At 55.1% G+C, this 12169-nt stretch carries 14 protein-coding genes; 11 read left to right on the top strand and 3 right to left on the bottom strand.

What is annotated here, in order from left to right:
• Positions 1-27 precede the first annotated feature (27 nt).
• The 4 genes from ABJF76_RS19785 to ABJF76_RS19770 all read left to right on the top strand — a co-directional run bounded on the left by ABJF76_RS19785 (position 28) and on the right by ABJF76_RS19770 (position 3307).
• On the top strand, positions 28-489 hold the full coding sequence (locus ABJF76_RS19785) for a peroxiredoxin (protein ID WP_413820671.1): 462 nt from the start codon (positions 28-30) through the stop codon (positions 487-489).
• Positions 489-1298, top strand: a complete 810-nt coding sequence (locus ABJF76_RS19780) for a ferritin-like domain-containing protein (RefSeq protein ID WP_413820672.1) — start codon at positions 489-491, stop codon at positions 1296-1298. The genes ABJF76_RS19785 and ABJF76_RS19780 overlap by 1 nt, the downstream gene beginning before the upstream one ends.
• Positions 1299-1473: 175 nt before the next feature.
• Positions 1474-2805, top strand: a complete 1332-nt coding sequence (locus ABJF76_RS19775; RefSeq protein WP_413820673.1) for a DUF5930 domain-containing protein — start codon at positions 1474-1476, stop codon at positions 2803-2805.
• Positions 2795-3307 carry a bactofilin family protein gene (locus ABJF76_RS19770; protein ID WP_413820674.1) on the top strand — a complete coding sequence of 171 codons (513 nt, stop codon included), beginning with the start codon at positions 2795-2797 and terminating at the stop codon, positions 3305-3307. Before ABJF76_RS19775 ends, ABJF76_RS19770 begins: the two co-directional genes overlap by 11 nt.
• A gap of 85 nt (positions 3308-3392) precedes the next feature.
• On the opposite strand, the gene ABJF76_RS19765 is transcribed toward ABJF76_RS19770, so the two are convergent.
• Positions 3393-3947, bottom strand: coding sequence for a peptidylprolyl isomerase (locus tag ABJF76_RS19765; protein ID WP_413820675.1), 555 nt, complete (start codon positions 3945-3947; stop codon positions 3393-3395).
• Entirely contained in the window at positions 3940-4446 is a 507-nt protein-coding gene (locus ABJF76_RS19760; protein WP_413820760.1) for a peptidylprolyl isomerase, read from the bottom strand. The genes ABJF76_RS19765 and ABJF76_RS19760 overlap by 8 nt, the downstream gene beginning before the upstream one ends.
• 132 nt (positions 4447-4578) lie before the next feature.
• On the opposite strand from ABJF76_RS19760, the gene ABJF76_RS19755 reads away from it, so the two are divergent.
• The 7 genes from ABJF76_RS19755 to ABJF76_RS19725 all read left to right on the top strand — a co-directional run bounded on the left by ABJF76_RS19755 (position 4579) and on the right by ABJF76_RS19725 (position 11240).
• The gene (locus ABJF76_RS19755; protein WP_413820676.1) at positions 4579-5766 is read left to right on the top strand and encodes a phosphoglycerate kinase; all 1188 of its coding nucleotides are present in this window, start codon (positions 4579-4581) and stop codon (positions 5764-5766) included.
• A gap of 89 nt (positions 5767-5855) precedes the next feature.
• The gene (locus tag ABJF76_RS19750; protein ID WP_413820677.1) at positions 5856-6632 is read left to right on the top strand and encodes an SDR family NAD(P)-dependent oxidoreductase; all 777 of its coding nucleotides are present in this window, start codon (positions 5856-5858) and stop codon (positions 6630-6632) included.
• Positions 6633-6723: 91 nt separating this feature from the next.
• Entirely contained in the window at positions 6724-7023 is a 300-nt protein-coding gene (locus ABJF76_RS19745; protein WP_413820678.1) for an FtsB family cell division protein, read from the top strand.
• Between the two features lie 123 nt (positions 7024-7146).
• Complete coding sequence (gene pdhA, locus ABJF76_RS19740) at positions 7147-8160, top strand: pyruvate dehydrogenase (acetyl-transferring) E1 component subunit alpha (protein ID WP_413820679.1); 1014 nt, start codon at positions 7147-7149, stop codon at positions 8158-8160.
• A gap of 13 nt (positions 8161-8173) precedes the next feature.
• The gene (locus tag ABJF76_RS19735) at positions 8174-9538 is read left to right on the top strand and encodes a pyruvate dehydrogenase complex E1 component subunit beta (protein WP_413820680.1); all 1365 of its coding nucleotides are present in this window, start codon (positions 8174-8176) and stop codon (positions 9536-9538) included.
• A 10-nt stretch (positions 9539-9548) separates the two neighbouring features.
• Positions 9549-10835, top strand: coding sequence for a pyruvate dehydrogenase complex dihydrolipoamide acetyltransferase (locus ABJF76_RS19730; RefSeq protein WP_413820681.1), 1287 nt, complete (start codon positions 9549-9551; stop codon positions 10833-10835).
• Between the two features lie 168 nt (positions 10836-11003).
• Positions 11004-11240: a hypothetical protein gene (locus ABJF76_RS19725; protein WP_413820682.1), complete on the top strand. Its 237-nt coding sequence runs from the start codon at positions 11004-11006 to the stop codon at positions 11238-11240.
• A gap of 23 nt (positions 11241-11263) precedes the next feature.
• On the opposite strand, the gene cysE is transcribed toward ABJF76_RS19725, so the two are convergent.
• Positions 11264-12073, bottom strand: a complete 810-nt coding sequence (gene cysE, locus ABJF76_RS19720; protein WP_413820683.1) for a serine O-acetyltransferase — start codon at positions 12071-12073, stop codon at positions 11264-11266.
• Between the last annotated feature and the right edge of the window lie 96 nt (positions 12074-12169).

Raw genomic sequence — 12169 nt, 5'->3', positions numbered from 1 at the left:
TAACCGTGATCAAAAAGGCGATTTTTCATGCTTGATATAGCCACACCAGCCCCTGATTTCACCTTACCCGCGGGAGATGGCAGTAATGTGACCTTGTCCGCGTTGAAAGCGGGACCGGTTGTATTGTTCTTTTATCCACGCGATGACACGCCCGGTTGCACCACGGAATCCATCGCTTTTTCGGCGCATCTTGATGCGTTTCGGGCTGCGGGTGCGCATGTGTTCGGTGTCTCCAAAGATTCAGTGGCAAGCCACGTAAAGTTCGCCACCAAAAAAGACCTGAGCGTGCCGTTGTTGTCGGACGAGCATGGCACGGTCTGCGAGGATTATGGTGTTTGGAAAGAAAAGAACATGTACGGCAAAAAATTCATGGGAATTGAACGCACAACGTATCTTATTGACGCAAATGGCGAAGTGGCGATGGCCTGGCCCAAGGTCAAAGTGGATGGCCACGTCGATGCGGTTTTGGCTGCGGTGCAGGCGTTGTGATGCTGCCCCTTGCGCAAATGGCCGAGGCTGTATTGCGCACCGCTGATGGGCGCGAAAAAACTGCATTGTCGCGCAAACTGGCGGCAGAATGGAAAGCGGCGCGAGCGGATGGCGCGCTCCCTGAGATCGGCCCTGCTGACCCGCCCATGCACCCCGCCCGCCCTGCGCAGCCCGAATTGCTAAGCCCGCGTGATGTGCCACGCCGCCGTCCCGGCAGCCCGGAAGGTCGGATCGCGTTGCTACATGCCGTTGCACATATCGAACTGAATGCGGTGGATTTGCATTGGGATATCATTGCACGCTTTACCGACGTACCCATGCCGATGGGTTTTTATGATGATTGGGTAAAGGCTGCAGACGAAGAATCTAAACATTTCAATCTGATGTGCGATTGTCTTGAAGCACTTGGCAGCCATTACGGCGCTTTACCAGCCCATGCTGGCATGTGGCGCGCAGCTGAAGACACTGCGACTGATTTCATGGGCCGGTTGGCCGTCGTGCCAATGGTGCTTGAAGCACGCGGATTGGATGTAACCCCCGGCATGATCAAGATTTTTCAGAACGCAAAGGCGGATCAGGCCGTTGCTGCACTTGAACTCATCTACTCCGAAGAAGTCGCTCATGTGGCTTATGGATCGAAGTGGTTTCACTTTCTGTGTGGCCGTCACGAGATGGATCCTAAGGAAGCGTTTCACACATTGGTGCAGCGTTACTTCCACAGCCCTCTCAAACCACCCTTCAACGAAGAGAAGCGCGCCGACGCCGGTCTTCCGCCCGATTTCTATTGGCCTTTGGCTGTAGCCGACTGATCCATAAGGTTTTTGTGCGCGGATTTCCGCCAATTTGTCACAGTTTAGATGCAGTATTTTGCCAAGTTGGGGATGAGGCTTGCCGCGCGCGGACCACACCCTTATGCACGAGCGGCAGGGCAACGCGTTGGGGGATGCGCCTGCTAGAATTGGGACGGGACAAGGAACGAGCGCAGTGCGAACACGCCTCGGCATTAAAATTCACGGACTTTTGGAATATTATTTTCCAGAACGTCGGGTCTTTCTGAAATCAGACAACGATACGCGCTTTATTCGATTGCGCCCTGCAACGCAGCTTGCTGCTTTTGCAGGAAGTTCGTTTGTCGTGGCATGGGCGATTGTCGCCACAGCCATTTTGCTCATGGACAGTATTGGTGCGGGAAACTTCCGCGAACAGGCCAAACGAGATCAAAGCACCTACCAAGCGCGTTTGAACGACTTGTCGGGCCAACGCGATGCGCGGGCCGAAGAAGCGCTCGCTGCGCAAGCCCGATTTAACGCAGCACTTGACCAAATTTCGGTGATGCAAAGCGAATTACTTGCCTCTGAAACCCGTCGCCGCGAATTGGAAACGGGTATCGAAGTCATTCAAGCCACCCTGCGTGGCACCATGCAGGCCCGCGAAGAAGCGCGTGGCAAAGTGGCCGAATTGGAAGGTCAGATAGAAACTGGCGGCACCGCTGCTGCGTTGGCATCCTCTGGCGCCAACGCTCCGATGGATTTCGTTGCTGAAGCGCTGGCCAAAACTGCCGCAGAGCGTGATCAAGTTGTCCAAGATGCAGAGGTGGCGCTGCTTGCCGCAGATGCCATGGCGTCGGAAATCGAAGTCATGAAAGAACAAAACGACCAAATCTTCCGCCAACTGGAAGAAGCAATGACCGTATCTGTTGCGCCTTTGGACAAGATGTTCCGCGCCGCGGGCATGCCCACGGACCGCATTATCGAACAGGTGCGTCGGGGATATTCTGGCCAAGGTGGCCCACTGACCCCTCTTTCTTTCTCCACCAGTGGCGAAGAACCAAGCGTTGACGCTTTGCGTGCCAACCGTCTGTTGAACCAGATGGATCGGTTGAACTTGTACCGCATCGCAGCCCAAAAAGCGCCTTTTGCGTCACCTGTGAAATCAGCCTTCCGCTTTACATCATCCTTTGGCTTCCGCCGCGACCCAAAGACCGGTGGACGCCGCATGCACAACGGTGTCGACTTTGCCGCCAGCAATGGCACCCCACTTTATGCGACGGCAGACGGTGTTGTCACCTATTCGGGCTGGCAGTCCGGCTACGGGCGCCTTGTGAAGATACAACACGAGTTTGGCATCGAAACCCGCTATGCCCACTTGTCACGACTTAACGTTAAAGTTGGTCAAAGGGTCTCGCGCGGCGATCGTATTGGTGATATGGGAGCTTCTGGACGGGTGACTGGCGTACATCTCCACTACGAAGTGCGCGTTGGTGGTAAAGCCGTAAACCCGATGATCTATATCAAGGCAGCGAACGATGTTTTCTAAGAGCAAAATCAACGAACCCGGCCCCAGTGCAGATGCACCAAAGCCAGCAACCCCCGAGACGTCTGCAACACCTGCGGCAGCTCCAAAGCAAAGCGAATTCAAGGCCAGCGCTCCTAAGCCCAAGCCGCCCGCTTCGCTTTTGTCGGCTGATCTACACATCACGGGCAACATGAAGACAACTGGCGACATCAATGTTGAAGGCACAGTCGAGGGTGACATCCGCGCCCACCTGCTGACCATTGGTGAAAGCGCGACAATCAAAGGCGAAGTGATTGCCGATGATGTTGTCGTCAACGGCCGCATTGTTGGCCGCGTGCGTGGTTTGAAAGTGCGTTTAACTTCGACCGCTCGGGTCGAAGGCGACATCATCCACAAGACAATCGCGATCGAAAGCGGTGCGCATTTTGAAGGTTCCGTCCAACGTCAGGACGATCCCTTGAATGTTGGCAACAAGCCTGCGCGTCCAGCTGGTCAGCCATCACCTGCTGCGAAACCAGAATAAGTCTAAACACCTTTTAGGCATGAAAAAACGGGCGCTGCACATTCAAGTGCAGCGCCCGTTTTGTATGCTATTGGTCCTTGGGACCTTATTCAGTCACTGTGACCGACGACATCACATCCGGCGTGCCTTCGACTGCGCCCGAACGCGGGTGGCCCCGTTTGATGGCATCCAGCACTTCAAGCCCAGACGTCACCTCCCCCACAACGGTATACTGACCGTTCAGGAAAGGTGCTTCGTCGAAGGTGATGAAAAACTGACTGTTGGCGCTGTTTGGGCTTTGCGAACGGGCCATCCCCACAACGCCGCGCTTGTAAGGCGCGTCCGAGAATTCCGCAGGCAGGTCATCAAAGGATGATTTCCCCCGTCCCGCGCTTGTCGCGCTATAGCCATCCGTGGTGTCGCCAAACTGCACGTCGCCAGTTTGCGCCATGAAGCCATCAATCACGCGGTGAAAGGCGACACCGTTGTATTCGCCCGTCTCGGCCAACTGTTTGATGCGGGCCACGTGCTGAGGGGCAACATCGTCAAACAACTCGATCGAGATCACGCCGTTTGCCTCGCCCTCGACAGTGATGTCGAGGCCGCTGGCCAAAGCAGGTGTCGCGCCCAACAGCGCCAGAAGTGTCAGTGTCTTACGCATCGGCAGCCACCTTCACGCTGATCATGCGGTCAGGTTCGGCCGGTGGCTCGCCCTTTACGATCGCATCAACATGATCCATGCCTTCAATGACTTGACCGTAGACAGTGTACTGACCGTTCAGGAAATCATTGTCTTTAAAGTTGATGAAGAACTGGCTGTTGGCACTGTCTGGGTTGGCCGAACGCGCCGCACCAAGGGATCCGCGTGCGTGCGGGATTTTTGAAAATTCAGCGGGAACATCAGGTTTATCCGAACCGCCGGTGCCAGCCATGCGGATGTTAAAGCCGTCTTCCATATCGCCGTGCTGTACGTCGCCCGTTTGCGCCATAAAGCCATCAATCACGCGGTGAAAGGCGACGTTGTCATATTCGCCGGCACGCGCCAGTTCTTTCATCCGCTCAACATGTTTGGGCGCTACATCGGGCAACAGCGCGATGGTAACGGTCCCACCCTTGAGTTCCATGAGGATGGTGTTTTCGGGGTCTTTGATCTCGGCCATTTTGAGTGCCTTTCCTTTGGTCATTTGCGCACTTACCTATGCGCACGCGCAAGCCGGGACAAGTCGCGCATTGACCAATGCGCCAATTCTCGCGATGCAAGGCACACAGATGAAACGAAGAAGGAGCGGACGATGGGTTGGAAAACACTGGATAATATGGATTTGAATGGCAAACGCGTGCTGACACGCGTCGACATTAACGTTCCCATGGAAGATGGCCGCGTCACAGATGCCACCCGAATCGAACGCATCGTCCCAACCATCGCCGACATCCGCAAGCAAGGTGGCAGCCCGGTCTTGTTGGCGCACTTTGGCCGACCCAAAGGTCAATTCGTGCCCGAGATGTCGCTGGCCCCCCTGGTCCCTGCCCTTGAGGCCGCCTTTGGTTGCACCGTCACATTTGTTGAACGCCCAAGCCGCGAATGGATCGACGCCCAGCCCAAAGACGCCGTTATCTTGGTGGAAAACACCCGCTTCACCCCGATGGAGGAAGCCAATGATCCAGCTATGGCAGGATTTCTGGCCACGCTTGGGGATGTATATTGCAACGATGCGTTTTCCGCCGCGCACCGTGCCCATGCGTCAACCGCCGGTGTCGCGCATCTGCTGCCGTCCTGTGCCGGTCGCTTGATGCAAGCCGAGTTGAGCGCACTGGAAGCGGCCCTATCGAGCCCCAAGCGCCCTGTTGGCGCCGTTGTGGGCGGTGCAAAAGTGTCAAGCAAGCTGGACTTGTTGATGAACCTTGTCGAAAAGATCGACGTTTTGATCATCGGCGGCGGCATGGCCAACACCTTTATCGCGGCGCAAGGCGGCGACCTTGGGGCTTCGTTACAAGAGGCCGATCTGCACGATACCGCGCGCGACATTATGGACAAGGCGGCCTCGGCTGGCTGTCGGATTGTGCTGCCTGTTGACGGGCGCGTGTCACGGGAGTTCAAAGCCGGAGCGGCATCTGAAATGGTGGCACTGAACGCACATACCAAACTGGCCAGCGATCAGATGGTTCTGGATGCAGGCGATGAGGCGATTGAGGCTGTCGAAGCCGAGTTTGCCGTTTTGAAAACGTTGATTTGGAACGGTCCCTTTGGTGCATTTGAAATCGCACCGTTTGACACAGCCACTGTTGCTGCGGCCAAAGCAGCCGCGGCGCGCACAAATGCTGGGCAGTTGATCACCGTAGCAGGCGGTGGTGATACGGTTGCCGCCCTTAACCAAGCAGGCGTGGCGGATGATTTCACCTATATCTCGACTGCTGGGGGTGCGTTTTTGGAATGGATGGAGGGCAAGGAACTGCCCGGCGTTGCAGCCTTGATGCAATAATCTGCTCTTCTTTGTGCGTTGTGCCTTTTTAAACAGGCCACGCGCCACAATATAATGGGCAACGCACAACGCACTTAAGGACACATGGCATGGCAACTTGGACACTGATCACGGGCGCATCCGAAGGGTTGGGCGTTGAATTCGCCCTTCTCGCCGCCAAGGAAAAACGCAATGTGATCCTTGCTGCGCGGTCCAAGGACAAGTTGAACGCCGTCGCTGAACAGGTGCGTGCCCTTGGGGGCGAGGCATTGGTGATCCCCGCCGACCTGTCGGACATGACCGAAGTTGAACGGTTGTGGGCTGAGGCCACGGATGGCCGTGAGATCGATGTATTGGTGAACAATGCAGGGCTTGGCTCGAACGGGGATTTTGCGACGGGCCAGAATTGGGAACGTGAACTAAGTTCGATCAACGTGAACATGCTGGCGCTGACACGGCTGATGAAACTGGCGATTGTTCACATGCAAGCCCTTGAAAAGGGGCATATTTTAAACGTCGCTTCTGTTGCTGGTTTCACGCCGGGACCGAACATGGCGGTGTATCACGCCACCAAAGCCTATGTTTTGTCGTTGTCCGAAGCCGTCGCCGAAGAAATGCGCGGTTCTAACGTGACGATTTCCGCGCTATGCCCCGGCGCAACGCAGACAAACTTCTTCAATGAGGCCGATATGCACAATGTGCGCCTGTTGAAGGTCGCCAAGCCGATGGACGCAGCCGCCGTGGCCAAACAGGGTTGGCAAGGCGCGCTGATCGGCAAACGGATCATTGTTCCGGGTTTGATGAACAAGGCATTTGCGTTCCTACCTCGCATTACGCCGCGTGCGCTGACGACGCGGGTCACAGCCCTAATTATGGGAAAACACTAAGAATAAACGAAAAAGAGGATTCACAGCACGAATCACCTGTGCCATACTGCTCGCAGATCGCCCACAAGAGGCGACAATTACAGGCAGATCCATGAAACGCACCGCACGGCCCGCTTTGGGCACGATCCTCTTTTTTGCAATTGCCTTTGCTTTGGGCATCTATTTCACCTTCGCTGCTGTGCAAGGTGACTATGGCCTGTTTCGCCGTGCCGAAATCGATGCTGAGGCTAAGGATTTAGGCATCCGCCTTGCAGCCGTTCAGGCTCAAGTTGCCGAAATGGAGAACCTGACGCGTCGCTTGTCTGATGACTATCTCGATCTGGATTTGTTGGACGAACAGACGCGTTCTGTTTTGGGCATGTTGCGCAGCGACGAAATCGTGATCCGCTAAACTCTTCGTTAACAACATGTTAGCCCCGATTTTACATTGTAGCACATTGGCACTCGCTCCTTCCGCGCGAATCCTGTACATAATAGTTTAACGCTAAACTATATCGTCTCGAGGAGTGCCCATATGGCCGCGCGCAAAGCCAAGTCAAAACCGAATGTTTCAGCGGAGGAGCTGAAAGGCTACTACCGTGACATGCTATTGATACGCCGTTTTGAGGAAAAGGCGGGTCAGCTTTATGGCATGGGTTTGATTGGCGGCTTTTGCCACCTGTATATCGGGCAAGAAGCGGTGGTTGTTGGCCTAGAAGCCGCGGCCAAAGACGGCGACAAACGCATCACATCATATCGCGACCACGGTCACATGCTTGCATGTGGCATGGACCCCAACGGAGTGATGGCTGAGCTGACGGGCCGCGAGGGCGGTTATTCCAAAGGCAAAGGCGGCTCAATGCACATGTTCTCCAAGGAGAAGCATTTCTATGGCGGCCACGGCATCGTTGCCGCGCAGGTGCCCTTGGGTGCGGGCCTTGCTTTTTCCGACATGTACAAGGGTAATGACAACGTAACATTCACCTACTTTGGTGATGGCGCAGCGAACCAAGGTCAGGTCTATGAGGCCTACAACATGGCTGAGCTGTGGATGCTGCCAGTGGTTTTTGTCATTGAAAACAACCAGTACGCTATGGGGACATCGACCAAACGTTCGACCAAGTCCTCTAGCTACTGGGAACGTGGCGCTGCCTATGGCATTGCGGGCGAAGAAGTGGACGGCATGGACGTGATGGCCGTCAAAGCGGCGGGCACAAAAGCCGTGGAACACTGTCGTGCGGGCAAAGGCCCCTACATTCTGGAAATCAAAACCTATCGCTATCGCGGCCACTCGATGTCGGATCCGGCCAAGTACCGCACTCGCGAAGAGGTGCAAAAAATGCGTGACGAACGCGACCCGATCGAACAAGTTCGTTCGCTTTTGCTGACAGGTAAACACGCCACCGAAGAAGACCTCAAAGCCATCGATAAAGAAATCAAAGAGGTCGTGAACGCCTCTGCTGAATTCGCCAAAGAAAGCCCCGAGCCCGCCCTAGAAGAGCTTTGGACAGATATTTACGCGGACGACACCGCCTCGCAGACTGCGTAAGGGAGAGATACAAATGGCAACCGAAATCCTCATGCCCGCCCTCTCCCCAACGATGGAAGAAGGCACATTGGCCAAATGGCTCGTCAAGGAAGGCGACACAGTGTCGTCCGGCGATATCATGGCCGAAATCGAAACAGACAAAGCGACTATGGAATTCGAAGCCGTCGATGAAGGGGTCATCGGTAAGATCCTGATCGACGAAGGCAGTGAAGGCGTCAAAGTCAACACAGCCATCGCAATTCTGCTGGAAGACGGCGAAAGCATGGACGACGTGAAAGCGGCCCCTGCCCCGGCAGCGCAAGCAGCACCCGAAGCAGCAACACCCGCCGCCGCCGTCTCAGAAGCGCCCGCCGCACCACAGATCGACACCAGCCCAGACTGGCCCGATGGCACCGCGATGAAACAACAAACCGTGCGCGAAGCGTTGCGCGATGGTATGTCCGAAGAAATGCGCAGCGACGACACTGTCTTCTTGATGGGCGAAGAAGTCGCCGAATATCAAGGCGCGTACAAAATCTCGCAAGGGATGTTGGATGAATTCGGACCAAAACGCGTTATCGATACACCAATCACAGAACACGGCTTTGCCGGGATCGGTGTCGGCGCAGCCTTTGGCGGATTGAAACCCATCGTTGAATTCATGACATTCAACTTCGCCATGCAAGCGATTGACCACATCATCAACTCCGCTGCCAAAACGCTTTATATGTCGGGTGGCCAAATGGGCGCACCCATGGTGTTCCGCGGTCCCAACGGCGCGGCGGCCCGCGTCGGTGCTCAGCACAGCCAAGATTATGCAGCGTGGTATATGCAAATCCCAGGTCTCAAAGTCGCCATGCCTTATTCGGCGTCAGACTACAAAGGCCTGATGAAAACTGCTATCCGCGACCCGAACCCAGTTATCTTCTTGGAAAATGAAATCCTTTATGGACGTACTTTCGACGTACCGGATATGGATGACTATACGGTTCCGTTCGGAAAGGCTCGCATCTGGCGTGAAGGCGATGATTGTACGATCGTCTCCTTTGGAATCGGCATGCAATACGCGCTGGCCGCGGCTGAAAAACTGGCCGAAGAAGGTATCAATTGCGACGTGATTGACCTGCGCACCCTGCGCCCGATGGACACGCCTGCAATTCTGAATTCTGTTATGAAAACAAACCGTTGCGTGACAGTCGAAGAAGGGTGGCCGCAAGGTTCCGTCGGCAACTACATCACGTCCGTCATCATGCAAGAAGCGTTTGACCACCTTGATGCGCCTGTCATCAATTGCACTGGCAAGGACGTCCCGATGCCCTACGCCGCCAACCTTGAAAAACACGCGCTGCTGACCACCGATGAGGTCATCGCCGCTGTCAAACAAGTCACTTACCGCTGAGGAGCCCGAGATGCCGATAGAAATTCTCATGCCCGCCCTGTCGCCCACGATGGAAGAAGGCACGCTCGCCAAATGGTTGGTGAAAGAAGGCGATACAGTCGCGTCGGGTGACGTGATGTGCGAGATTGAAACCGACAAGGCCACGATGGAATTCGAGGCCGTAGATGAAGGTACGATCGGCAAAATTCTGGTCGAAGAAGGCACTGAAGGCGTCAAAGTGAACGCCGCCATCGCCGTGCTGTTAGAAGATGGGGAAAGCGCCAGCGACATCGGCGCAACGCCTGCCTCTAAGCCAGAACCTGCAGCCAAGGAAGAAGCAGCACCTGCTCCGGCAAGCGCACCCGCCGCTGCGGCTGCTGCTCCGGCAGCACCGAAATCCAATGACGGAACGCGCGTCTTTGCAACACCTCTCGCGCGTCGCATCGCAGCCCAAAAAGGTCTGGATTTATCTGCGATCAATGGCTCCGGTCCTCATGGCCGGATCATCAAATCCGACGTCGAAAATGCTCAAGCAACTCCGGCGACGGCAGATACACCCAAGGCCGCCGCACCTTCGGCACCTGCAGGCCCATCCAGTGATGCCATCGCAAAAATGTACGAAGGCCGCGACTACGAAGAAGTCAAACTCGACGGCATGCGCAAAATTATCGCAGCACGCCTTACGGAAGCCAAACAGACAGTCCCGCACTTCTACTTGCGCCGCGACATCAAGCTCGACGCGCTGTTGGAATTTCGCAGTACGCTGAACGGCCAATTGGCTGATCGCAAAATTAAGTTGTCGGTCAACGATTTCATCATCAAAGCCTGCGCACTCGCGTTGCAACAGGTTCCGGATGCCAATGCCGTTTGGGCAGGTGACCGCATCTTGAAACTGACGCCCTCAGACGTCGCTGTTGCTGTAGCAATCGAAGGCGGCCTATTCACACCGGTTCTACAAGACTCTCACCAAAAGTCGCTTTCGGCCCTCTCAGCCGAGATGAAAGATCTCGCCACCCGTGCCCGCGACCGCAAACTCGCGCCACACGAATATCAGGGCGGCAGCTTTGCGATTTCGAATCTCGGCATGTTTGGCATCGACAACTTCGACGCCGTAATCAACCCACCTCATGGTGCCATTTTGGCAGTTGGTGCCGGTGCTAAGAAACCTGTGGTTGGCAAAGATGGTGAACTCGCCATTGCGACCGTTATGTCTGTCACACTGTCTGTGGATCACCGTGTGATCGACGGCGCGCTTGGTGCTGAATTGCTCAACGCGATTGTCGCCAATCTTGAGAACCCTCTCGCGATGCTCGCCTAAAAACTGAGTAAATTCTAAATAATGGCCTCGCATGCAAATGCGGGGCCATTTTTATATCTGACCGTCCCATTCATACGTTTCGTGAAGCGTCGTGAGTGGCCATTCTCTGTACGATCGACACAAGGCGCACTACCTATTCAGTAAGACACACCCAAAGGGAGGCGTAAAATGAAAAGTAGCCGTTTAATCACCGCAAGCATTGCTCTGGGCGTTGCCCTCTCCGTGACAGCTCCCAATGCGAATGCCAAACCCAACGTACTCCCCGGAGAATTTACCGCGCAAAATACCCATGGCAGCAAATCAAATGCGCAACTAAAGGCAGAACGGAAAAAGCGGATTGAACTGCGCGCGAAACGCCGCGAAGAACGACGCCTAAAACGAGACGCGATACGCAACAAACCTTGATCGACCAGTTTAAAAGACGGTCTTTATTGGTCTTTGCCTAACATGTGGTTCATCGACACAGCCGGTTGGTCACATCCCGCCTCGCCCACGATCCGCGCTGGAATACCTGCAACGGTTTTGCAAGGCGGAACCTCTTCAAGCACAACCGATCCCGCCGCAATACGGCTACAATCGCCGACCCGAATGTTGCCCAAAACTTTCGCGCCAGCCCCAATCAAAACACCATTACCGATCTTTGGGTGACGGTCTTCTTCTTCTTTACCGGTCCCGCCAAGGGTCACAGAATGCAACATCGACACATTGTTGCCCACGACAGCAGTCTCACCGATCACAATAGAATGCGCGTGATCGATCATGATGCCCTGACCAATGACAGCGGCCGGGTGAACATCGACGCCAAAAATCTCTGACACACGCATCTGAAAGAAATACGCAAGGTCGACGTGCCCCTCAGTCCACAGGAAGTGACCAACACGGTACGCCTGAATGGCTTGATATCCTTTGAAAAAAAGGATCGGCTGCACCAACCTGTGACAGGCCGGGTCACGTTCGTACACTGCCGCCAAATCTGAACGCGCCGCCTTCACCAACTCTGGCGATTTCTGATACGCTTCCTCGACGATTTCTCTGACCACCACCATCGACATCTCGTTCGAAGCCAACTTGGCCGCGATGCGATAAGACAATGCCTTTTCGATGGACTTGTGGTGCAAAATGCATGCGTGGACAAAGCCACCTATCAGCGGCTCATCAACAACGGCTTGCTTCGCCTCTTCGTTGATCTGCTCCCACATTGGGTCAATCGACGTGATGTTCGTTCTTAGATCAGCCATGGCATGTCCTTTCGACCTGTCCATACCTTACATAACGTCGAATTTCCAAATGCAAACCTGTGATGCGTAATATCGCGTAGCCCGATCAATCAGATG

The organism is Tateyamaria sp., assembly GCF_039940735.1.
In the GTDB taxonomy this organism is placed as follows: domain Bacteria; phylum Pseudomonadota; class Alphaproteobacteria; order Rhodobacterales; family Rhodobacteraceae; genus Tateyamaria.
Note: the sequence above shows the minus strand (reverse complement) of the source record. Positions and strands in the feature narration are given on the sequence as shown.

What these genes read in the sequence shown, in the direction of transcription:
- ABJF76_RS19735 (WP_413820680.1), top strand. Translation starts at nt 8,174, where the DNA reads ATGGCAACCGAAATCCTCATGCCCGCCCTCTCCCCAACGATGGAAGAA.
- ABJF76_RS19730 (WP_413820681.1), top strand. Translation starts at nt 9,549, where the DNA reads ATGCCGATAGAAATTCTCATGCCCGCCCTGTCGCCCACGATGGAAGAA.
- cysE (WP_413820683.1), bottom strand. Translation starts at nt 12,073, where the DNA reads ATGGCTGATCTAAGAACGAACATCACGTCGATTGACCCAATGTGGGAG.
- ABJF76_RS19765 (WP_413820675.1), bottom strand. Translation starts at nt 3,947, where the DNA reads ATGCGTAAGACACTGACACTTCTGGCGCTGTTGGGCGCGACACCTGCT.
- pdhA (WP_413820679.1), top strand. Translation starts at nt 7,147, where the DNA reads ATGGCCGCGCGCAAAGCCAAGTCAAAACCGAATGTTTCAGCGGAGGAG.
- ABJF76_RS19745 (WP_413820678.1), top strand. Translation starts at nt 6,724, where the DNA reads ATGAAACGCACCGCACGGCCCGCTTTGGGCACGATCCTCTTTTTTGCA.
- ABJF76_RS19770 (WP_413820674.1), top strand. Translation starts at nt 2,795, where the DNA reads ATGTTTTCTAAGAGCAAAATCAACGAACCCGGCCCCAGTGCAGATGCA.
- ABJF76_RS19760 (WP_413820760.1), bottom strand. Translation starts at nt 4,446, where the DNA reads ATGGCCGAGATCAAAGACCCCGAAAACACCATCCTCATGGAACTCAAG.
- ABJF76_RS19785 (WP_413820671.1), top strand. Translation starts at nt 28, where the DNA reads ATGCTTGATATAGCCACACCAGCCCCTGATTTCACCTTACCCGCGGGA.
- ABJF76_RS19755 (WP_413820676.1), top strand. Translation starts at nt 4,579, where the DNA reads ATGGGTTGGAAAACACTGGATAATATGGATTTGAATGGCAAACGCGTG.
- ABJF76_RS19780 (WP_413820672.1), top strand. Translation starts at nt 489, where the DNA reads ATGCTGCCCCTTGCGCAAATGGCCGAGGCTGTATTGCGCACCGCTGAT.
- ABJF76_RS19750 (WP_413820677.1), top strand. Translation starts at nt 5,856, where the DNA reads ATGGCAACTTGGACACTGATCACGGGCGCATCCGAAGGGTTGGGCGTT.
- ABJF76_RS19725 (WP_413820682.1), top strand. Translation starts at nt 11,004, where the DNA reads ATGAAAAGTAGCCGTTTAATCACCGCAAGCATTGCTCTGGGCGTTGCC.